At 72.3% G+C, this 19772-nt stretch carries 18 protein-coding genes; 12 read left to right on the forward strand and 6 right to left on the reverse strand.

Annotated elements, in window-relative coordinates:
- Entirely contained in the window at positions 1–2049 is a 2049-nt protein-coding gene (locus PVE36_RS02455) for a PhoX family phosphatase (protein ID WP_277454347.1), read from the reverse strand.
- A 190-nt stretch (positions 2050–2239) separates the two neighbouring features.
- Here PVE36_RS02455 and PVE36_RS02460 point away from each other — a divergent pair, with 190 nt between their 5' ends.
- The gene (locus PVE36_RS02460) at positions 2240–3397 is read left to right on the forward strand and encodes an alanine racemase (protein ID WP_277454349.1); all 1158 of its coding nucleotides are present in this window, start codon (positions 2240–2242) and stop codon (positions 3395–3397) included.
- Positions 3394–4689, forward strand: coding sequence for a D-arabinono-1,4-lactone oxidase (locus PVE36_RS02465; RefSeq protein ID WP_277454351.1), 1296 nt, complete (start codon positions 3394–3396; stop codon positions 4687–4689). Before PVE36_RS02460 ends, PVE36_RS02465 begins: the two co-directional genes overlap by 4 nt.
- Before the next feature lie 194 nt (positions 4690–4883).
- Here PVE36_RS02465 and PVE36_RS02470 read toward each other — a convergent pair whose 3' ends face one another.
- The 5 genes from PVE36_RS02470 to PVE36_RS02490 all read right to left on the reverse strand — a co-directional run bounded on the left by PVE36_RS02470 (position 4884) and on the right by PVE36_RS02490 (position 10818).
- Positions 4884–5984, reverse strand: a complete 1101-nt coding sequence (locus PVE36_RS02470; RefSeq protein WP_277454352.1) for a 2-oxoacid:ferredoxin oxidoreductase subunit beta — start codon at positions 5982–5984, stop codon at positions 4884–4886.
- A 2-nt stretch (positions 5985–5986) separates the two neighbouring features.
- On the reverse strand, positions 5987–7858 hold the full coding sequence (locus PVE36_RS02475) for a 2-oxoacid:acceptor oxidoreductase subunit alpha (protein ID WP_277454353.1): 1872 nt from the start codon (positions 7856–7858) through the stop codon (positions 5987–5989).
- Between the two features lie 177 nt (positions 7859–8035).
- On the reverse strand, positions 8036–8482 hold the full coding sequence (locus PVE36_RS02480) for a hypothetical protein (RefSeq protein ID WP_277454354.1): 447 nt from the start codon (positions 8480–8482) through the stop codon (positions 8036–8038).
- On the reverse strand, positions 8479–9096 hold the full coding sequence (locus tag PVE36_RS02485) for a DUF4870 domain-containing protein (RefSeq protein WP_277454356.1): 618 nt from the start codon (positions 9094–9096) through the stop codon (positions 8479–8481). Before PVE36_RS02485 ends, PVE36_RS02480 begins: the two co-directional genes overlap by 4 nt.
- Positions 9097–9300: 204 nt before the next feature.
- On the reverse strand, positions 9301–10818 hold the full coding sequence (locus PVE36_RS02490; RefSeq protein ID WP_277454357.1) for a M20/M25/M40 family metallo-hydrolase: 1518 nt from the start codon (positions 10816–10818) through the stop codon (positions 9301–9303).
- A 128-nt stretch (positions 10819–10946) separates the two neighbouring features.
- Here PVE36_RS02490 and PVE36_RS02495 point away from each other — a divergent pair, with 128 nt between their 5' ends.
- The 10 genes from PVE36_RS02495 to PVE36_RS02540 all read left to right on the forward strand — a co-directional run bounded on the left by PVE36_RS02495 (position 10947) and on the right by PVE36_RS02540 (position 19764).
- Positions 10947–11303 carry an NADH-quinone oxidoreductase subunit A gene (locus PVE36_RS02495; RefSeq protein ID WP_277454358.1) on the forward strand — a complete coding sequence of 119 codons (357 nt, stop codon included), beginning with the start codon at positions 10947–10949 and terminating at the stop codon, positions 11301–11303.
- A 4-nt stretch (positions 11304–11307) separates the two neighbouring features.
- Positions 11308–11877, forward strand: coding sequence for an NADH-quinone oxidoreductase subunit B (locus tag PVE36_RS02500; RefSeq protein ID WP_277454359.1), 570 nt, complete (start codon positions 11308–11310; stop codon positions 11875–11877).
- Between the two features lies 1 nt (position 11878).
- A complete protein-coding gene (locus PVE36_RS02505; protein ID WP_277454360.1) occupies positions 11879–12433 on the forward strand; it encodes an NADH-quinone oxidoreductase subunit C in 555 nt (184 codons plus the stop codon).
- A complete protein-coding gene (nuoH, locus tag PVE36_RS02510) occupies positions 12430–13386 on the forward strand; it encodes an NADH-quinone oxidoreductase subunit NuoH (protein WP_277454362.1) in 957 nt (318 codons plus the stop codon). The genes PVE36_RS02505 and nuoH overlap by 4 nt, the downstream gene beginning before the upstream one ends.
- Before the next feature lie 107 nt (positions 13387–13493).
- Positions 13494–13979 (forward strand): 4Fe-4S binding protein, encoded by a 486-nt coding sequence (locus PVE36_RS02515; protein WP_277455740.1) that lies wholly within the window; start codon positions 13494–13496, stop codon positions 13977–13979.
- Complete coding sequence (locus PVE36_RS02520) at positions 13976–14488, forward strand: NADH-quinone oxidoreductase subunit J (protein WP_277454363.1); 513 nt, start codon at positions 13976–13978, stop codon at positions 14486–14488. The genes PVE36_RS02515 and PVE36_RS02520 overlap by 4 nt, the downstream gene beginning before the upstream one ends.
- The gene (gene nuoK / locus PVE36_RS02525; protein ID WP_277454364.1) at positions 14485–14784 is read left to right on the forward strand and encodes an NADH-quinone oxidoreductase subunit NuoK; all 300 of its coding nucleotides are present in this window, start codon (positions 14485–14487) and stop codon (positions 14782–14784) included. Before PVE36_RS02520 ends, nuoK begins: the two co-directional genes overlap by 4 nt.
- The gene (locus PVE36_RS02530) at positions 14781–16649 is read left to right on the forward strand and encodes a proton-conducting transporter membrane subunit (RefSeq protein ID WP_277454367.1); all 1869 of its coding nucleotides are present in this window, start codon (positions 14781–14783) and stop codon (positions 16647–16649) included. Before nuoK ends, PVE36_RS02530 begins: the two co-directional genes overlap by 4 nt.
- Positions 16646–18241, forward strand: coding sequence for an NADH-quinone oxidoreductase subunit M (locus PVE36_RS02535; protein ID WP_277454369.1), 1596 nt, complete (start codon positions 16646–16648; stop codon positions 18239–18241). Before PVE36_RS02530 ends, PVE36_RS02535 begins: the two co-directional genes overlap by 4 nt.
- The gene (locus tag PVE36_RS02540; RefSeq protein ID WP_277454371.1) at positions 18238–19764 is read left to right on the forward strand and encodes a proton-conducting transporter membrane subunit; all 1527 of its coding nucleotides are present in this window, start codon (positions 18238–18240) and stop codon (positions 19762–19764) included. Before PVE36_RS02535 ends, PVE36_RS02540 begins: the two co-directional genes overlap by 4 nt.
- Positions 19765–19772: the final 8 nt, after the last annotated feature.

The following is a 19772-nucleotide window of genomic DNA, read 5'->3' on the forward strand; positions in this document are numbered from 1 at the left end:
CTAGCCGGTGGCCCTGCTGGTTCCATTCGTGCCCTTGCCCTTCCGGCCCTTGTTCGCCTGCGGCCACACCATGATGACCGCCGGTCGGGGCTGGGTGTTGCCCTTGTAGGGGAAGGTGGAGGCGACATTCGTCGTGGTGGCACCGTCGGCCTCGCCCGGGTGCTGGACCGCCGCGAAGATCACCTTGTCGTCCCACTCGATGAGCGGACCGGCGCACTCGGCGTAGGCGGGGACCGAGAGGAACTGCTGCAGGTGTCCCTTGTGCTCGCCCTCGAGCGGCATGAGGTACATGCCGTCGCAGTTGCCCAGGTTGTTCCCGTCGGTGGCGACCCACAGGTTGCCGGAACCGTCGAAGGCGACGTTGTCCGGGCAGGAGATGGAGCTGACCTCGGAGGGGTCGTAGCCGTTGAAGTAGGTCTGCGGGTCGGCGGGGTCGCCGCAGACGAGGACGAGCTTCCAGGCGAAGTCGGACGCCGTGTGGTCGCCACCGGGCGCGGTGAGCTCGAGGACCTGGCCGTGCTTGTTCTCGGCGCGGGGGTTGACCTCGTCCACCTCGCCGGGAGCGCGTCGGGAGTTGTTCGTCAGCGCGGCGTAGACGCGCCCGTTGATCGGGTTGACCTCGACGTCCTCGGGACGGTCCATCTTCGTCGGGCCGACCGCGTCGGCGGCCAGTCGGGTGAAGATCAGGACCTCCGCGACGGACATGCCCTCGACCTTCGACTCGCCGTCGACGACGAGTGGCAGCCACCGTCCCGTGCCGTCGTGCTCCCCGTCGGCGGTCCCGTCGCCGACGAACTTCGCGACGTAGAGGTCGCCCTCCTCGAGCAGCCGCATGTTGTTCTCGAGGTCGCCCTCGACGTAGGTGCCCTTCGATACGAACTTGTACATGTAGTCGAAGCGCTCGTCGTCCCCCATGTACGCGACGCACTTCCCGTCGGCATTGATCGTGACGTTGGCGCCCTCGTGCTTGAGGCGTCCGAGGGCCGTCAGCTTGCGCGGCGTGGACGTCGGGTCGAAGGGGTTGACCTCGACGATCCAGCCGAACCGGTGGGCCTCGTTCGGTTCCCGGGTGAGGTCCCAGCGGCGGTCGAAGCGGTCCCAGTCGTGCTGGGCGGAGCTGCCGCCGGCGAGGCCGTAGCGCTCCGCGCCCCGGCCGATGAGGTCGCCCGCCGCGCCATCGGGCTGGGTGAAGTAGGAGTTGAAGTTCTCCTCGCCCGAGAGGACCGTCCCCCACGGCGTGGTGCCGCCGGCGCAGTTGCCGATGGTGCCCAGGGCGATCTCGCCCTTCGGGTCGGCACTCGTGCGCATCAGCTCGTGACCGCGGGCCGCGCCGGTGATGGCGAAGGGGGTCTCGGCCGTGATCCGTCGGTTCAGCGGGGCGCCCTTGGTGTAGCTCCACCTGCTGTTCGGGTCGCGGCGGGTCAGCTCGACGACCGTCATGCCGTGGGCCATGAGGGTGATCTTCACCTGCTCGTCCGTCATGGCGTCCGGACTGCTGTAGCCGTGGAACATCAGGTTGTTGTTCGTGTACTCGTTGTTCGTCACGAGCACCGCCGCGTTGGTGCTGCCGTTGCGCAGGACGCCCACGTAGTCGTTGTTGTAGCCCATCTGCCCCGCCTGGGCAGCAGCGGTCTGGTTCTCGAAGTCGAATGCCGGGGCGCCGGCGAGGACCGGGTCACCCCAGGCGATGATCGGTGCCCACTGGAACCCGTCGGGGACGACGACCTCGTCGGTGCCCGCGGGGACGGGCGTGATCGGCTGGAAGCCGAAGGGTGCCTTCCTCGCGCCGGCGGCGGCAGCCGGTGGGGCCGTGCCCGCGGACACGGCGCCGGACACCCCGACGAGAGCGGCTGCGGCTCCGCCGGTCTTGAGCACGGAGCGCCGCGAGGCGCCGACGACGTCACCGAAGTACTCGTTGGTGGAGGTGTTGGGGACCGGCTGGCTGCACGCGTTGCCGCACTTCCAGTGGCACGTCGCCGCCTGGCGGCTGCCATCGCGGTGGGTGGTCAGCAGGGGCAGCGTCGTACGTACGGTGCGGGGTGGCGTCATGACATCTCCTGACAGAGCCCGGTCGCCCGGGCGAGGGAACGGTGAACGCTGGCAATGTAGGAAAGCGAGGCCCACACCGGGCGGCATCGAGGTGACCGGCAGGTGACGCTTCGTCGAACGCGAGAGGTCCGTGGTGGTGGCACCGTGCGGTTCGGGGGGAGTCAGGTGACCCGTGAGTAATATGACGGACATGAACCGTGCCACTGCCTGGGAGCGCGCGACGCGTGGGCGGGCCGCCCCCTTCGCCCTCGTCGATCTGGCCGCCTTCGACGCCAACGCGGCCGACCTCGCCCGCCGCGCCGCCGGCCGGCCGATCCGGGTGGCGAGCAAGTCGATCCGGGTGCGCCACCTGCTGGATCGGGCGCTGGCGCACGAGGGCTTCGCCGGAGTCATGTCCTACTCGCTGCCGGAGGCGCTGTGGCTCGCCGGGACCGGGCTGACGGACCTCTTCGTGGCCTACCCGACGACCGATCGTGGCGCGCTCACCGCGCTCGCCCGGGACGAGCGGGCGCTCAGGGAGATCGCGATCACGGTGGACTCCGTCGAGCACGTCGATGCCCTCCGCCGCTGGCTGCCCGCCGGGGCCCCCGTGCGCGTCGTCATCGACGTCGACGCCTCCCTGCGGGTCGGCCCGGCGCACCTGGGCGTGCGCCGCAGTCCGACCCGCTCACCGCGGCGTGCGGCCGCCGTCGCCGCGGCCGCACACCGTGCCGGGCTGGTCGTCGACGGGCTGATGTTCTACGACGCCCAGATCGCGGGCCTGCCGGACAGCTCGGCGGCGGTGCGCCTGGTCAAGGCCCGCAGCGATGCCTCCCTGCGACGACGCCGCGGAGCGGTGCGCAGGGCCGTCGAGGGTGTGGTCGGCCCCCTTCGCATCGTCAACGGCGGTGGGACCGGCTCGCTAGAGGTGACCGGTGCGGACCCCGCCCTCACCGAGCTCGCCGCCGGCTCCGGTCTGATCGGGCCGACGCTCTTCGACGGTTATGTCGCGTTCAGCCCGCAGCCGGCCGTCGCCTTCGCGCTTCCCGTCGTCCGCCGACCCGCGAGGAGCATCGTCACCGTCTTCTCCGGTGGGTACATCGCCTCCGGCGCGGCGGGGAGGAGTCGAGTGCCGTCCGTGCACCACCCCGAGGGGCTCGAGCTCATCGGCTCCGAGGGCGCCGGCGAGGTGCAGACACCCTTGCGCGGCAAGGCCGCCCGCGACCTCCTCATCGGTGACCGCGTGTGGTTCCGGCACGCCAAGGCGGGTGAGCTCGCCGAGCGGTTCGACGAGTACCTCGTGGTGCACGGCGACGAGGTCGTCGACGTCGTGCCGACCTACCGCGGCGAGGGAAAGAACTTCGGATGAGCACGACGTGGACGAACTGGGCGGGGACCGTGGCGGCGTCGCCCGAGGTGCTGCGCCCCCGCACGGCCGGGGACCTCGCGGGGATGGTGCGCGACACCGCGGAGCGGGGGCGCCGGGTCCGGCCCGTCGGCAGCGGTCACTCCTTCACCGCCATCGCGCAACCGACCGACCTGCAGCTGAGCCTCGAGCACCTCGTCGGGGTGGTCTCGGCCGAGCGGGGGACCGGCCGCGTCCGCGTCCTGGCGGGGACCCCCCTTCGCGACCTCAACCGGGCCCTGGACCTGCTCGGCCTGGCCATGCCCAACCTCGGCGACATCGATGCCCAGACCATCTCGGGCGCGCTGTCCACCGGCACCCACGGCACCGGCGCGACCCTGCCCGGCCTGACCGGCGCCGTCACCGGGCTGCGGCTGGTCACCCCGGACGGGGAGAGCCGGTGGGTCGACGCGAGCGAGCCGGAGCTCTTCGGTGCCGCCCGCCTGGGGCTCGGTGCGCTCGGCGTCATCACCGAGATCGAGCTGGCCTGCGTACCCGCCTACCGGCTGCGCGCCGTCGAGCGTCCCGACTCCCTCGACGCCGTGCTGCCCCGGATCCAGGAGCACTTCGACGCCCACCGGCACTTCGAGCTCTACTGGTTCCCCGGCACGCGGCGCGTGCAGACCAAGGCCAATGACCTCGTCGGGGACGACGTGGACGAGCCGCTCGCGCCCTGGCGTCGCCGTCTCGACGACGAGTTCCTGGCCAACACCGTCTTCGGCGCCGCGAACCGGTTGCTGGTCAGGGCACCGCGAGCGGTCCTGCCCTTCAACGCGATCGCGGCGCGGGCGCTCACCGGGCGCTCCTACACCGGCCCCTCGCACGAGGTCTTCTGCACGCCGCGCGCGGTGCGCTTCGTCGAGTCCGAGTACGCCGTGCCCAGGGAGGCCGTCGCGGACGTGCTGACCGAGCTCGCGGCCTGGGTGGAGCGGCGGAGGGAGCCGGTCTCCTTCCCCGTCGAGGTGCGGGTCGCTGCCCCGGACGACATCTGGCTGTCGACGGGGTACGAGCGCGCGAATGCCTACATCGCCGTGCACCAGTACCACCGGGGCGATCACCGGGCGTACTTCGCGGCCTTCGAGGACGTCGTCGCCGCGCACGCCGGCCGGCCGCACTGGGGGAAGATGCACCGCCTCGGTGCCGAGGAGCTCGCCGGGCTGTACCCGCGCATGGCCGACTTCCGCGCGGTGCGCGACCGGCTCGACCCGGACCGCGTCCTGTCGAACGACTACCTCACCCGCGTCCTCGGCGACTGACCGCCCTCCCTCCCCTCGCAGGAGCCTAAGCAGTTGCGAAGGGGACCCGCAGGAGCCTAAGCAGTTGCGAAGGGGGGACTACAGGAGCCTAAGCAGTTGCGAAGGGGCCTGCAGGAGCCTAGGCAGTTGCGAAGGGGGGACTACAGGAGCCTAAGCAGTTGCGAAGGGGCCTGCAGGAGCCTAGGCAGTTGCGACTACTCGACCGTCCAGGTGTCGTTGCCCATGAGCAGCTCCTGCAGGTCGGCGTCATCCGCGGGACCGCCGGCGAGGTCGACGGCGGAGTCGACCTGCGCGCGGGTCTGGTCGTCGTAGGTCGGGCGGTCGACGGCGCGGAAGATGCCCATCGGCACGTGGGTCATCGACTCGGAGTCCAGCCGGCTGATCGAGAACGCCTGGCTCGGGTCGGAGAGGGTCACGTCGTGGACGACGACCTGGTCGGCCAGCCCGTGGGCGGAGACCTCGCCCTCGGGGCGGAAGGTGACCGAGCCGCCCTCGCCGCGCACGAGGACCTCGCGCTCGCCCTCGTCGCCGATGGTGACCGGCTCGCCGTCGACGAGGTGGACCAGCCGCGCCTTCTTCTGCTCGACGTCCTTGATCAGCTCGAACGCGCCGTCGTTGAAGATCGGGCAGTTCTGGTAGATCTCCACCAGTGACGTCCCGCGGTGGGCCGCGGCCTGCTTGAGCACCTCGGTGAGGTGCTTGCGGTCGGAGTCCATGGTGCGCGCGACGAAGGTCGCCTCGGCGCCCAGGGCGAGGGAGACCGGGTTGAAGGGGGCGTCGACGCTGCCCATCGGCGAGGACTTGGTCACCAGGCCGGGCTGCGAGGTCGGGCTGTACTGCCCCTTGGTCAGGCCGTAGATCCGGTTGTTGAAGAGCAGGATCGTCATGTTCACGTTGCGGCGCATCGCGTGGATGAGGTGGTTGCCGCCGATCGAGAGCGCGTCGCCGTCACCGGTGACGACCCACACCGACAGGTCCTCCCGGCTGGTCGCCAGACCGGTCGCGATCGCCGGGGCGCGCCCGTGGATCGAGTGCATGCCGTAGGTGTCGAGGTAGTACGGGAATCGCGAGGAGCAGCCGATGCCGGAGATGAAGGTGATGTTCTCCCTGCGCAGCCCGAGCTCGGGCAGGAACCCCTGGACGGCCGCGAGGACCGCGTAGTCACCGCAGCCGGGGCACCAGCGCACCTCCTGGTCGGACGCGAAGTCCTTGCGGGTCTGCTTCTCGCCCTCGGCGATGGCAGGAACCCCGGCGGTGCCGGAGGCGACGGTCGGGATACCGAGATCCATGGTCATGCTCAGACCTCCTGGAGGGCTGCATCGATGACCTCGGCGAGGTCGGCGACCTTGAAGGGCAGGCCGCGCACCGAGGTGTGAGAACGGACGTCGACGAGGTACTCCGCGCGCAGGAGCATCGCCAGCTGGCCGAGGTTCATCTCCGGCACGATGACGCGCTCGTAGCGGCGCAGGACCTCGCCGGTGTTGGCCGGGAAGGGGTTGAGGTGGCGCAGGTGCGCGTGGGCGACGGACTCGCCGCGGGCGCGCAGGCGGCGCACGGCCGCGAGGTTGGGGCCGTAGGTCGAGCCCCAGCCGAGGACGAGGACCTTGGCGTCGCCGCTCGGGTCGTCGACCGCCAGGTCACCGATGGAGTCGGCGACCTTGTCGACCTTTGCCTGGCGGGTGCGCACCATGAGGTCGTGGTTGTCCGGGTCGTAGGAGATGTTGCCGGTCGTGGCGTCCTTCTCGATGCCGCCGACGCGGTGCTCGAGGCCGGCGGTGCCGGGCACGGCCCACGCCCGGGCGAGGGTCTCCTCGTCGCGGACGTAGGGGTGGAAGACGGGGTTGCCCTTGGCGTCCTCGCCGTTGGTCTCGGTGGCCAGCCGGACCGGGAACTGCGGCAGGTCCGCGACGGCGGGCACCTGCCACGGCTCGGAGCCGTTGGCCAGGTAGCCGTCGGAGAGCAGGAAGACCGGTGTGCGGTACGTCGTGGCGATCCGTACCGCCTCCACCGCGGCGGAGAAGCAGTCGGCGGAGGTCTGCGGGGCGACGATCGGCACCGGTGACTCGCCGTTGCGCCCGAACATCGCCTGCAGCAGGTCGGACTGCTCGGTCTTGGTCGGCAGCCCGGTGCTCGGGCCGCCGCGCTGGACGTCGACGATGACGAGCGGCAGCTCGAGGCTGACCGCCAGGCCGATCGTCTCCGACTTCAGCGCCACGCCGGGGCCGGAGGTCGTCGTCACACCGATCGACCCGCCGAAGGAGGCACCGAGCGCCATCCCGATGGCGGCGATCTCGTCCTCGGCCTGGATGGTCGTCACGTCGTGGCGCTTGTAGCCGGAGAGGGCGTGCAGCACGTCGCTGGCCGGGGTGATCGGGTAGGACCCGAGCACGAGGGGGCGGCCGGCCTGGTGCGCTCCGGTGACCAGCCCCAGCGCCAGGGCGGTGTTGCCCGTGATGTTGCGGTAGGTGCCCGGCGGGGTGGGAGCGGCCTCGACCGTGAAGGGCACGGCGAAGTCCTCGGTCGTCTCGCCGTAGTTCCAGCCCGCGCGCAGCGCGGCGAGGTTGGCGGCGAGGATGTCGGGCTTGGCGCCGAACTTCGAGGCGAGGAACTCCTCGGTCGAGTCCGTGGGCCGCGAGTACATCCACGACAGCAGGCCGAGGGCGAACATGTTCTTCGCCCGCTCCTTCTCCTTGCGGGTCAGGGAGTCGAACTCGGCGAGGGCCTCGACGGTGATCGAGGTCAGCGGCAGCGGGTGCACGTGCCAGGAGTCGAGGCTGTCGTCGTCGACGGGGCTGCTCGCCCAGCCGACCTTCTTCAGGTTGCGGGTGGTGAACTCGTCGGTGTTGACGATGATCGTCGCCCCGCGCGGGACGTCCTCGAGATTGGCCTTGAGCGCGGCCGGGTTCATCGCGACGAGGACGTCGGGGGCGTCGCCGGGGGTGAGGATGTCCCAGCTGGCGAAGTGCAGCTGGAAGGAGCTCACGCCGGCCATCGTGCCCTGGGGGGCGCGGATCTCGGCCGGGAAGTTCGGCAGCGTGGACAGGTCGTTGCCCAGGGCCGCGCTGTCAGCGGTGAACCGGTCACCGGTCAGCTGCATGCCGTCACCGGAGTCGCCGGCGAAGCGGATGATGACGCGGTCCTTGGTCTGGGTCGGCGTGCTGCTGCTCATGGTGGGTGGTCGTGCCCCTTGCGAAAAGTCGATGCACGCCCGGGATCCCGAGCGTTCTTCCATGGTAGGCCGTAAAAAAACCCAGAACCTAGTCGATCACGTTATGAGACGCATAACACCGAGTTATGGAGCGTCGTGACCTCCCGATCGCCCGGCCGGAGGCGCCGTGGCTCTGGCTCACTCGAGCAGGCCCTGGCCGTCGGGGATCGCCACCTCGAGTGTCTCGCCCGCGGCGAGCTCCGGCAAGCGCGGGAGCAGCAGCTCGACCACCGTCGACGGCTGGTGGTGCATCGGCTTCGTCTCCGGGTGGGGGAGGTAGACGAGCCCGTCGTGGGCCTCATCGCCGCGCCGGACCGTGCACTCGACGAAGGAGAAGGTCTCCGGGCCGTGCACGTCGGTCCACTCCACGTCACGGAAGGTCCACCGCGGCGTGCGCGGCCGCAGCCGGTGCGGGGCGAGGTCGAGGTTGATCGTCGCCAGGACGAAGGGGGTCAGGTCCAGTCCCCGGGCCGCGAAGTGCGGCGCCTGCAGGGCGATCGTGCCCGAGGGGAAGGGGGAGTCGCCCGCCCGGCCGGAGGCGACCCCGTGGCCGGCGACGACGACCCCCTTCGCCCTCTGGGTCACCGGACGAACTGCGGCGTCAGCGGCGGCATCCACCACTCGCCGTTGTTGGCCTTGACCGCGCCGATGACGTGGATGACGGTCGCCACGACGATCACGATCGGGTAGAAGAGGAAACCGATCAGCACGAACATCAGCACCGACGACAGGATCAGCAGGATCGCGGTGATGATCTGCACGTTGAGGCTGTTGACCGCGTGCTGGCGCACGAAGGGACCGCGGTCCTTGTAGATCAGGTAGATCACGAGCGAGCCGACGAAGCCGAGCAGGCCGGCGCTCAGCGGCAGCAGGATCGCGGGGACGAGGTGGGCGAGCATCCCGAGGCTGCGCTCCTCGGACGGCTTCAGCGGTGTCGAGGTGTTCCAGACCCCGCTCTGCGGGGGGAACTGGCGCTGCGGGTTGCCGTACGGCTCCTGGCCGCCCTGGGCCTGCGGGGGTGGGCCCTGCGGCGCCTGCCCCGGGGGCGTCTGGCCCGGGGGCGTCTGGCCCTGCGGCGTCGTGCCGGTCGGGGGCGGCGGACCCTGCGGCGTCGCCCCGGGCGGGGGCGGCGGGGGACCCTGGCTCGGGTTCTGCCCGGACTGGTTCGGGTCCTGCGGGTTCTGCGGTGGGGTGGTCATGCGGGCCTCCTGGTGGTCTCACCGACGACTCTGCCCTGTCCGGCGGGGGAGTCCATGAGGAGGACGCCCGTAAGGGGTGGGGTATTCCCCGGGTGGTCTCGAGGCTCGGCCGCGGGCGGCCTCGCACCTCGACCGTCGTGGGAGGGGATGACGAAGGGGCGCTCCCGCAACGGGAGCGCCCCCTTCGCCATGGGGTGGAGCGGGTCAGGCCGCGTCGCTGCCCTCCGGCGCGACCGGGACGGTCGGTCCGGGCTTGCCGGACTTGCCGCGGCTGGTCTTGCCGTTGATCTCCTTCGTGGACTGGCCGAGCGTGATCGCGGAGTGCGCGATCGCGTCGCTCATCGTGTCCAGCGCCTCCATGTTGATGTTGTCGATGTCGTCCTCGGCGGTGTGGTAGTTCGGGTCGTAGGTGATGCCGGCGGTGCCGCCGAACATCTCGACCTCCTCCTCGGTCTTGGTGCCGTCAGCGCCGGTGAAGAGGCCCGAGGCCGGGACGCCGGCGTTGATGAAGGCCGAGTAGTCGCTGCGACCGGAGAACTCGGTGTCCACCCACGGCTGGTTGGCCGCGTCGAAGTAGTCGGTGAAGACCTCCTCGGTCGCCGCGGACCCCTGGGGCACCTCGACCGGCGCCTCGTAGGTGGACTCGTCCGCGTCGTAGACGCCGATGATGTGGTTCGGCGAGGCGATCATGTCGAAGTTCAGGTAGGTCGCGATGTCGTCCAGGGCGGCCGGGTCGTTCTCCGCCAGGTCGGCGACGTAGTGGTCGGAGCCGATCAGCCCCAGCTCCTCGGCGCCCCAGAAGGCGAAGCGGACCTTGTTGTTGAGTTTGTTGACCTCGCCCAGCTGGACGGCCGTCTCGAGGATGCCGGCGGTCCCGGACCCGTTGTCGTTGATGCCCGGGCCCTCGTTGGTGCTGTCGAGGTGGGCGCCGAGCATGACGACGTTGTCGTCACGGCCGGTGTCGGTCTCGGCGAGGACGTTGAAGGTCTCGCGCTCCTCCATCGTCTTGTCGAGGACGAAGTTCATGGTCACGGGGCCGGCCGCCATCTTCTCCAGCAGCGCCTGGCCCTCGGCCATGGTGATGCCGGTCGCCGGGGCGCTCGTCGGCTCGACGCCACCCAGGGTGCCGTTGAGGGGGCCCTCCTCGTTGTTGTAGATGATCACGGCCTCGGCGCCGGACTCGCCGGCGGCGACGGCCTTGGCGGCGAAGGAGCAGTCGCCGCGGCTGACGAGGGCGATGTCGCGGTCGCCGCTGAGGTCGACGCCGTCCCAGGCGGCGGCGTCGCAGCCGGTCGCGCTCGCGGGGGCGATGAGCTCGCCGGTGACGCCACCCTCGGGGGTGGGCTGGCTGTAGGACATCGGGACGTGGTCGACGTCGCGGGCGTCGGGGGAGATCTCGCTCAGGCTCGTGGCGTGCACCTCCTCGTAGACGAAGGTGAAGTCCTGGCGCTCGGTCTCGTAGCCGGCGTCCTGCAGGGTCGTCTCGACGTACTGGGCGCTGGCCTCGTAGCCGGAGGTGCCGGCGCCGCGGTTGCCGTCGTTGGCGTCGGCGATGGCCTGGAACTCCTCGAGGTGGTCATGGACGTTGTCGAGGGTGACCGCTTCGGTCATCTTCTTCGAGTTGTTCGGGTTCTTCGCCTGGGCGGGCCCGGCGGCGAGGGTCGTCATCGCCAGGGCTGCGGTGGCTGCGGCCGCGGTGACGGCTGCTGTACGTGAACGCACGTGTCCTCCAAAGGTCGCGGTCGAGCCTCGTTGCACGACCGTGCCCCCAGAGGGTAGACGTGATCGGCGTCACGTGCACGGCCTACGGCCTCCCCGATCGAGACGGCGGCCGACAGTAGGCTGGCGGGATGGATGGATACCTCGTCGTCGCAGGGGTGCTCGCCGTCGGCGTGCTCCTCGTCGCCGCGGGGTACGCCGCCCGTCGACTGCTCGCGCCGTCGGCCCCCAGCCGGACCAAGCTGGCGACCTACGAGTCCGGGGTCGACCCCGTGGGGGAGCACTGGGCGCAGACGCGGGTGCGCTACCTCGGCTACGCGTTCCTCTACGTGATCTTCGCGGTGGACGTCGTCTACCTCTTCCCCTGGGCGCTCGTGCTGCGCACCGACCTGGGACCCGCGAGCCTCGTCGAGGTCGCGATCTTCATCGGTGTCGTCCTCCTCGGCCTCGTCCACGCGCTCCGTCGTGGGCTCCTGCGATGGACGTGACGCCATGACGACCGATCTGCCGATGCCGCGCGTGGGCCCCGTGGCCGCGCACGCGCCCAAGCCGATGAGGATCGTCCTCAACTGGGGTCGGCGGTACAGCCTGTGGGTCTTCAACTTCGGGCTGGCCTGCTGCGCGATCGAGTTCATCGCCGCCTCGATGGCCCGGCACGACTTCATCCGGTTGGGCGTCATCCCCTTCGCGCCCGGACCGCGGCAGGCCGACCTCATGGTCGTCTCCGGCACCGTCACCGACAAGATGGCGCCGTCGATCCGCCGTCTCTACGACCAGATGCCCGAGCCGAAGTACGTCATCTCCTTCGGGGCCTGCTCCAACTCCGGCGGCCCGTACTGGGACTCGTACTCGGTGACCAAGGGGGTCGACCAGCTCATCCCCGTCGACGTCTACGTGCCCGGCTGCCCGCCCCGCCCCGAGGCGCTGCTCCACGGGATCATCACCCTCCAGGACGCGATCGCTGCAGAGTCGCCGGGCCGGGCACGCCGCGACAGCGGCCGCACCGTCAGCGCCGGCTCCGTGCGGCGCGGCCTCCTGCGACGCCCGGCGAAGGGGGAGTGACGTGCCCCAGGAGAGGCTCACCGCCGCCCCCGGGGAGTGGCTCGGGGAGGTGCGCGCCGCGCGGGAGCGCGGGTACACCTTCTTCGACTGGCTGTCCGCGGTCGATGAGAGCGACCGCGAGGAGGACCCCGGCCTCGACGTCGTCTGCCACCTGCTCGACCCGCACCCGGGCCCGGAGCGGGACCTGCGCACGCTGCTGCTGCGCACCCGTGTGCCGCTCGGCGTGCCGCTGCCCAGCCTGACCGGCGTCTTCGCCGGGGCGGCGTGGCACGAGCGCGAGACGCACGAGATGTTCGGCCAGGAGTTCACCGGCTTCGACGACGGCACCGGGCTGGGCATGCGCCCGCTGCTGCTGCCCGACGGTTTCGAGGGCACGCCGCTGCGCAAGTCCTTCGTCCTCGCCGCCCGGGCGACCAAGCCGTGGCCCGGCGGCAAGGAGCCCGGTGAGGGCCACTCGAGCACGACGAAGAAGTCCCCGAGCCGTCGCCGCGTGTCCGCCCCCGGCGTCCCCGGCCCGGAGTGGGGTCCCCGACCCGCGAAGGGGGAGGAGCCGTGAGCCTGCTCGAGATCACCCTGCGCTCCCTCGCCGCGCTCGCGGCCGTGCTCGTCCTGCCCCTGGTCGCCGGGCAGACCGAGCACAAGGTCATGGCCCACATGCAGGGCCGGCTCGGCCCGATGTACGCCGGCGGCTTCCACGGCTGGGCACAGCTCCTCGCCGACGGGGTGAAGTTCGTCCAGAAGGAGGACATCACCCCCGCGGCCGCCGACCAGCGCATCTTCCGCCTCGCCCCGGCGATCGCGCTCGTCCCCTACGTCGTGGCCATGGCCCTGCTGCCGATCCACCCCGGCGTCGCCGCGGCGGAGGTCCCGGCGAGCCTGCTGCTCGTCCTCGCCGTCGTCGGGGTCGGTGTCCTCGGCGCCCTCGTGGCCGGGTGGGCCAGCGCGAACAAGTACGCCCTCATCGGCGGGATGCGCGCCGCCGCGCAGCTGCTCGCCTACGAGCTGCCGCTCGTGCTGTCCGTCGCCTCGATCGCCATGGCCGCCGGGACCCTGTCACTCGTCGGCGTCATCGCGGCGTGGTCACCGTGGTGGCTGCTCTGGCAGCTGCCCGGCGCGGTGGTCTTCCTCGTGGCCGCGACCGCGGAGCTGCAGCGACCCCCCTTCGACGCCCCGATCGCCGACAGCGAGGTCGTCATGGGGCCGCTGACGGAGTACACCGGGCTGCGCTTCGCCTTCTTCATGCTCGCCGAGTACGCCGGCATGGTCGTCATGGGGCTGCTCTTCGGCATCCTCTGGCTCGGCGGGTGGCAGGGCCCCTGGGCCGAGCAGCTCGGGTGGCTGTGGACCCTGGCCAAGGGGTCCCTCGTCGTCCTCCTCATCATCTGGATGCGGGTCTCGTGGCCGCGGCTGCGCGAGGACCAGCTCCAGCGCCTGGCGTGGACGGTCCTCGTCCCGCTGGCCCTCGCCCAGCTCGCACTGACAGCCGTAGGGGTGGTGATCGTCGGATGACCCGGCACGAGCACGCTGACAGCACGCCCGAGCCGACCCGCGGTCGGGCGACGGGTCCCGACCGACGGGAGGGCGGCACCGGCTTCGTCCCGGGACTGGTCTCGGGGATGGCAGCGACCGCGAAACAGCTGGTCAGTCCACCGCACACCGCGGAGTACCCGGACGTCGCGCCCGAGCTGCCGGCGCGCTCCCGCGGCGTCATCGCACTCATCGAGAGCAACTGCACCTCCTGCATGCTCTGCGCCCGCGAGTGCCCGGACTGGTGCATCTACATCGACTCGCACAAGGAAGAGGTCCCGCCACCGAAGGAGGGGGGACGCACCCGCCAGCGCAACGTCCTCGACCGCTTCGCCATCGACTTCTCGCTGTGCATGTACTGCGGCATCTGCGTCGAGGTGTGCCCCTTCGACGCCCTCTTCTGGAGTCCGCAGTTCGAGTACGCCGAGACCGACATCCGCGACATGCTCCACGAGAAGGACCGGCTCGGGCAGTGGGCCGAGGAGGTCCCGGCCCCGCCCGAGCTCGACCCCGCCGCCGCTGACCCCCCGGAGGTGACGGCGGCCAACAAACCGACGCGCAGAGGCCGCCGATGACGGGTCTGGATCTCGCCTTCGCCGCCACCGGCCTCATCACCGCCGCCGCAGGTGCGATCGCGGTCACGACACGCCAGGTCGTCCACTCCGCCCTGTGGCTCGTCGTCGCTCTCCTCGGCCTCGCCGGCTGCTACCTCGTGCTCGGCGCGGAGCTCGTCGCCCTCATCCAGGTCCTCGTCTACGTCGGGGCCGTGGTCGTCCTCGTGATCGTCGCGCTCATGCTCACCCGGGCGCCGATCGGCCCGCGGGCGGAGCACTCCACCTCACGCGGGCACCGGGCGCTCGCGGCCCTCGTCGGCGCGGGGACCGGTGGGCTCGTCGCCGCGGTCCTGCTGCCGACGGCCGCCCGCGTGGAGGTCCGGCCCGGGGGCACCGCCGAGCTCGGGCGGCAGATCTTCTCCACCTGGGTGTGGCCCTTCGAGCTGCTCTCGCTGCTGCTCCTGGCCGCTCTCGTCGGAGCCTTCGCGGTGTCCGGCCTGACCGGGGCGAAGGGGGAGGAGCCGCGATGATCCACGCCGCCGGTCCGTACCTGCTGGCCAGCGTCCTCGTGGGCCTGGGGCTCTACGGGGTCCTCGCCCGGCGCAACGCCGTCCTCGTCCTCGTCGGGACCGAGCTGCTCATCGCCGGGGGCAGCCTGCTGCTCGTCACCGCCGGGGCGCTCGGACGTGACGAGGCCTGGTCGGGCCAGGTGCTCACGCTCTTCGTCATCACCATCGCCGCCGCCGAGGTGGTCATCGCCCTGGCCGTCATCGTCGCGGCCTACCGGCGTCGCGGCACCATCGACCTGGCCGAGGACGCGGTGTGACGGGTACGACGACCGCGACGATCCTCGTCCTCCTCCCCGCGGGCACGGCCGCGCTCGTCCTCGGGCTGGCGCGGCACGCGGTCCTCGCCGGCATGCTCGCGATCCTCGGGGCCGTCGCCTCCCTCGTCGTCTCGGTCGTCGCGCTCGCCGGCGCCGGTGCGGGGGCGGCCGGGGACCCCTTCGCCGACCGCCGTGCCACCGGTGGTGACCTGGTGATCGGCGGGGTCGACCTGCCCCTCGCCCTGGGCCTGTCGAGCACCAGCGCCTTCCTCGTCCTGACGGTCTCCCTCGTCGTCGCGGCCGTGCAGACGTACTCGGCGTGGTTCCTCGCCGACGACGACCGCCGGGGGGTTTTCCACGCCACCATCGCGCTCTTCGCCGGGGCGATGACCCTCGTCGTTCTCTCCTCCGACCTCGTCCTGACGGTCGTCGGCTGGGAGGTCATGGGCTGGTGCTCCTACCTGCTCATCGGCCACTGGTCGCGGCGGCCGGCGCCCCGCCGCGCGGCGCACACCGCCTTCATGGTCACCCGCCTCGCCGACATCGGGCTCCTCCTCGGCACGGCGGTGCTCATCGCCGGAGCCGGCAGCACCGGGCGGGCCGAGGTCGTCGAGCACTGGACCTCGGCCGGGGACCCGGCGCTGCGCTCGACCGCCCTGGTCCTCGTCGTCATCGGGGTCCTGGGCAAGTCGGCGCAGCTGCCCTTCCACGACTGGTTGCTCGACGCGATGGAGGGCCCGACGCCCGCCTCCGCCCTGATCCACGCCGCGACGATGGTCGCCGCCGGCACGGTCGTGCTGGGGCAGCTCTTCCCGGTGCTCGCGCAGGCCGACGCGGCGCGCGCGGTCCTGGGCGTCTCCGTCGCGGTGACGATGCTCCTCGCCGCGCTCCTCGCCCTCGTCGAGCCGGACCTGAAGCGCCTGCTCGCCTGGTCGACGATCAGCCAGGTCGGGGTGATGCTGGCTCCGCTCGCCGCCGCGGGGACCGGACCCGCCGTCGGCAGCGCCCTCGGTCACCTCTACGGGCACGCGATCTTCAAGGCACTGCTCTTCCTGACCATCGGCTGGCTCGCCGTGACCGGCGGCTCGACCCGGTGGGACTCGCTCCTCGGCAGCGCCCGCACGCACTCCGTCGCGCTCTTCGCGTGGGGCGCCGGCCTCCTCTCCCTGGCAGGGGTGCCGCTCGTGCTCGGCGGCGTCACCAAGGAGCACGTCATCGCGGCAGTCGCGCAGGAGGCCGACTCCCGCGGCCCGGTGGCCGGCCTCGTCCTGACCAGCCTGCTCGTGACCGCCGTGGTCACCGCCGCGTACGCCACCCGGGCGCTGCTCGTGGCCGTCCGAGGCGTGGGCAGGGTCGGGCCACGTGCCGTCCGCGCCCGAGCGGTCATGCCCGGTGCCGTCGCCGGCATCCTCATCGTCCTCGGTGTCGCCAGCATCCTCGGCGGGATCGCCCTCGGCGTGCGCCTGCCGCGGGCGGGGGAGGTCCCCCTCCTGCTCTTCATCGGCATCCTCGCGCTCGTGCTCCTCGGGATCGCGGTCGGCTACCTGCTCGACGTCACCGGTCTGCAGCGCCGACTCGTCGACGGGCGTCCCGGTGCACTCGTGGGGCAGGGGCTGCACGTCCGGCGGTTGCAGCAGCTGCTCGTCGTCCGCCCCGTCCTCGCCCTCGCGCGATTCGTCGCCTTCCTCGACCGGGAGGTCATCGACAGCTACGTGCGCGCTGCTGCCTCGGCCGCGCTCGGCGTGGGCGAGGCCGGCACGCGAGCCCATGCCCGCTCCCGCCCCACGTCGGGCCTCGCCCTGCTGGGGGTCGGCGTCCTCCTCGTCGCCGGCGTCGGCGTGCTCGCCCTGCGGGGGACCTCGTGATCGGCCTCGCCTGCGCGCTGCCGCTGCTCGCCGGAGTCGTCCTGCTCGGCGGGGGGACCGAGATGTCCGGGCGCACCGCAGCCCGCACCGGCATCGGCGCCTCCCTGGTGACGCTCGTGCTCGTCGCCGCCGCCTGGACCACCGACGCCGTCGTCGACATCGCGTGGCTCCCGGCGCTCGACCTGCGGCTGCACCTCGGGTTGGACGGGATCAGCGGCCCGCTCGCCGTCCTGGCGGCGCTGGTCACCGCGGCCGCCTGCACGACCCTGCTCGCCGAGCGTCCCCGCGGGGGCAGCGGGGCGACCTTCGTCGGCTGCCTCCTGCTCACCCTCGGCGGGGCCGTGGCCACCTTCGCCGCCAGGGACGCCCTCCTCTTCGTCATCGCCTTCGAGCTCGTGCTCGTCCCGATGTGGGTGCTCATCACCCGGTTCGGCGACGATCGTGACCCGCAGGCCAGGCGGGAGGCGGGCGCGCGCTTCGTCATCTACACCGGGACGGGCTCCACGCTCATGCTCCTGGGGGTGCTGCTGCTCATCGCCCGGGCCGGCACCGCCGACCTCGCCGCCCTCGGCGCCGCCCGGGGCGACGGGCTCGACGCAGGGACCCAGCTGGTCATCGCCGTGCTGCTCACGCTCGGCCTGGCGGTCAAGGTCCCGGTGTGGCCACTGCACTCGTGGCTGCCGCTGGCCCACACCACCGCACCGACCGCGGGCTCGATGCTGCTCGCGGCCGTGCTGCTGAAGATGGGCACCTACGGGCTGGTCCGGCTGCCGCTGGCCACCGTGCCCGACGGCTTCGCGCGTCTCGCGCCCGCCCTCGCGGTCTGCGGTGTCATCGGCATCATCTGGGGCGGGCTCGTCTGCCTCGTCGAGCGCGAGCTGAAGCGCCTCATCGCCTGGTCCTCCATCGCGCACATGGGCTTCGTCGCGCTCGCCCTGGCGACCGGGACGGCGACCGGCGTGACCGCCGCGCTGTACGGCAACCTCGCCCACGGCCTGATCTCCGCGCTGCTCTTCCTCGTCGTCGGCGGCCTGAAGCACCGCTGGGGCGGTGACGACCTGGACATCCCGCGACCGGCCCTGCGCGACCACGCACCCGTCACCGGGCTGCTGCTGCTCACCGGTCTGGCCGCGGGCCTCGGCCTGCCGGGTCTCGCCGGCTTCTGGGGTGAGTTCCCCGCGATCATCGCGGCCCTCGACCCGGGCGAAGGGAGGTCCACCGCCCTGTTCGCCGCCTGTGCCGCGGTGGCCGCGGCCGGTGCGGTGCTGGCCGCCGCCTACGCCCTGCGGGTGGCCCGCCTCGTCTGGCTCGGCGAGGGGTACCTCGACGCGCCGCCCGAGACGGGTCCCGACGCCGGGCCCGCGCCGGACCCCGACACGGAAGCCGACACTGACGCGGTCGGGACCGCGGACACCCGGACGATGCCCGTCGCCGCGTCGGAGATCGCCGGAGTGGGCCGTAGCGGCGAGCTCGGCCGGGCCGAGACGGTCCCCGGTCTCGTCCTCGCCCTCGCCGTCCTCGTCCTCGGTGTCGCGCCGGTGCTCGTGCTCGTCGTCACCGAGCCCGCCCTGACCGCGGTGGTGACCCGATGATGCCGAGCGCCGCGGCCCCGCAGATCGACGTCCTGGTCGCCGGCCCCGTCCTCGCCCCGGCGATCGGCGCCGTACTCGTCCTCGCCCTGGACGCCCTCTGGCCGCACCGACGCACCCCGGCCCTGGTCGTCGGGGCGCTCGCGCTGCTCCTCGGGCTCGGTGCGGCGATCTCCCTTCGCCTGCGATCCATGACCGCGGGGGAGCTGAGCACGGTCTGCCTGCCCGGCGACCCCGCCCTGCAGCTGGCTGCCCCCGAGGGGAGCGAGGTCGGCCACTGCCTGCTCCAGGTCGGCCAGTCCGGCGCGCTCCTGCAGGCGCTGGCCGCGGCCGCCGGCCTGGCCGTGCTCGCGCTGCTGGGTGGTTTCGAGGCTCGGCCGCGGGGCGGCCTCACGCCTCAACCACCAACTGAGGCGCGACGAGCGGACGTTGGGGTCGAGACCGCGCTGGTGCTGGCGACCGTCACCGGTGCGACCACCGTGGCCGTCGCCCACGACCTCGGCACGTGGCTCGTCGGCCTGGAGCTGGCCACGCTCCCGGTGGTCGCGCTGGCCGTACTGCGAGGCGGTGCCCGGGACAGCGGAGCGATGCAGCTGATCATGACCTCGATCAGCTCCTTCGGCATCGCCGTCCTCGGGGCCGGCCTGTGGGCCACCGCCACCGGCAGCATCCGCCTCGGGGGAGGGGCGGCATGGTCGGCGTGGCAGGAGGACGGGACCCGTGCCGTGCTGACCCTCGCGCTGGTGCTGCTGCTCGCGGCCGTCGCCTTCAAGCTCTCCCTCGTGCCCTTCCACGCGTGGACGCCGGCCACCTACCCGCGCGCCGGTGCGGTCGTGACGATGCTCCTCGCGAGCGTCTCGGCGATCGCGGCCGTCGGCGCGCTGATCGCCGTCATGGAGGGCGCGGCCGGCGTCCTGCCCGACCTCGTCCCGGTCATCGGGGTGCTGGCCGTGGCCTCCATGCTGGTCGGTGCCGTCCTCGCGCTGCGGGCGAGCGACCCCCTTCGCCTCATCGCCTGGTCCGCGGTCACCCAGGGCGGCTGGGTGGTCGCCCCCCTTGCCGCAGGCGACACCGCCGCGGCCATCGGCTACCTGTCCGTCTACGTCGTCGCGGTCACCACGGTCCTCGCCGTCGTCGCCGATCTCTCGCCCGACGGCGGCCGCACGCTCGCGGACGACCGTGGGCTGCTGCGGCGCCGTCCCGTCCACGCCGCCCTCCTCGGGTTGGGACTGCTCACCCTCGCCGGCCTGCCGCCCGGGGTCGCCGGCCTGCTCGCGAAGTTCGTCGCGCTGCGCCCCCTCGCCGATGCCGGACTGTGGTGGATCGCCCTGCCGGCCGTCCTCGCTGCGGCCCTCGGCTTCGCCGTCTACCTGCGCTGGCTGGCGCTGGTGCTGCTGCCCGATCGCGTCCCGCGCGAGCCGGAGGCCGTGACTCGGACCGGCACGAGCGTCGCCGTCGTCGCCGGCCTCGTGCTGCTGACTGCCACGGTCCTGCCGGTGCTGCTGCTGGGGGCGGGAACGAGATGACCATCCTT

It is taken from the genome of Janibacter sp. DB-40 (genome assembly GCF_029510815.1).
Taxonomy (GTDB): Bacteria; Actinomycetota; Actinomycetes; order Actinomycetales; family Dermatophilaceae; genus Janibacter.

Bases quoted from the DNA above. Each gene is read 5' to 3' on its own strand.
- PVE36_RS02495 (WP_277454358.1), top strand. From the start codon at position 10,947: ATGGATGGATACCTCGTCGTCGCAGGGGTGCTCGCCGTCGGCGTGCTC.
- PVE36_RS02485 (WP_277454356.1), bottom strand. From the start codon at position 9,096: ATGACCACCCCACCGCAGAACCCGCAGGACCCGAACCAGTCCGGGCAG.
- PVE36_RS02475 (WP_277454353.1), bottom strand. From the start codon at position 7,858: ATGAGCAGCAGCACGCCGACCCAGACCAAGGACCGCGTCATCATCCGC.
- PVE36_RS02500 (WP_277454359.1), top strand. From the start codon at position 11,308: ATGACGACCGATCTGCCGATGCCGCGCGTGGGCCCCGTGGCCGCGCAC.
- PVE36_RS02465 (WP_277454351.1), top strand. From the start codon at position 3,394: ATGAGCACGACGTGGACGAACTGGGCGGGGACCGTGGCGGCGTCGCCC.
- PVE36_RS02470 (WP_277454352.1), bottom strand. From the start codon at position 5,984: ATGACCATGGATCTCGGTATCCCGACCGTCGCCTCCGGCACCGCCGGG.
- PVE36_RS02515 (WP_277455740.1), top strand. From the start codon at position 13,494: ATGGCAGCGACCGCGAAACAGCTGGTCAGTCCACCGCACACCGCGGAG.
- PVE36_RS02455 (WP_277454347.1), bottom strand. From the start codon at position 2,049: ATGACGCCACCCCGCACCGTACGTACGACGCTGCCCCTGCTGACCACC.
- nuoK (WP_277454364.1), top strand. From the start codon at position 14,485: ATGATCCACGCCGCCGGTCCGTACCTGCTGGCCAGCGTCCTCGTGGGC.
- PVE36_RS02520 (WP_277454363.1), top strand. From the start codon at position 13,976: ATGACGGGTCTGGATCTCGCCTTCGCCGCCACCGGCCTCATCACCGCC.
- PVE36_RS02460 (WP_277454349.1), top strand. From the start codon at position 2,240: ATGAACCGTGCCACTGCCTGGGAGCGCGCGACGCGTGGGCGGGCCGCC.
- PVE36_RS02540 (WP_277454371.1), top strand. From the start codon at position 18,238: ATGATGCCGAGCGCCGCGGCCCCGCAGATCGACGTCCTGGTCGCCGGC.